The 618-nt window shown below is 41.7% G+C and carries 1 protein-coding gene; it reads right to left on the reverse strand.

All coding sequences use genetic code 11. The features are described 5' to 3' along the window. Positions 1–61 precede the first annotated feature (61 nt). On the reverse strand, positions 62–547 hold the full coding sequence (locus NLX71_RS26360) for an McrC family protein (RefSeq protein ID WP_254366771.1): 486 nt from the start codon (positions 545–547) through the stop codon (positions 62–64). Positions 548–618: the final 71 nt, after the last annotated feature.

Below are 618 nucleotides of genomic sequence, written 5' to 3' on the forward strand. Positions count from 1 at the left end.
CTGTTACTAGGATTCTGGATAAATACGTCTATTTGTCGCGTCTTGATAACCCAAAAGTTGGTTAATCAACAGGCGTGGCTATATAACTTTCAAACAGGTCATTCATCTTAAACAAAATTGAACTTGCCGTTTTATTACCTTTTTGTGGTGTTGGAGCAGTTTGTGACAATAGGAACTTGGCAAGTCGATAGCACTCTTCGTATCTGCGATTGCCACGATCAAAATTAATAACCGAACGCAACAATCTCTCATCAATGGAGTCCGTCACTTCATCTAGATACATCATCGCGTGACCAGCCCGCTTACGAGTATTCAGTTGATTCGATTGCATCATAATCTTTCTAAGGGCAGCTTTTAGAATTCTATTCAGTGCATGGTCGATATGGAATTCATCGTAGATACAACTCACTGCAGTCGACTTAAGATGTGCTCGCCTCATTTGTGTGGCCGTATCAATTCTCCCCCGCACAGTGTTCAGTCCTTCTTGCTGAGTAATGTACTTTCGGAGAACCCCACGTGTTAGCTCTCTAAGAACCTTCTCTGTCACGCCTGTTGATTAACCAACTTTTGGGTTATCAAGACGCGACAAATAGACGTATTTATCCAGAATCCTAGTAA

The organism is Paenibacillus sp. MZ04-78.2, assembly GCF_024213375.1.
Classification (GTDB): domain Bacteria; phylum Bacillota; class Bacilli; order Paenibacillales; family NBRC-103111; genus Paenibacillus_G.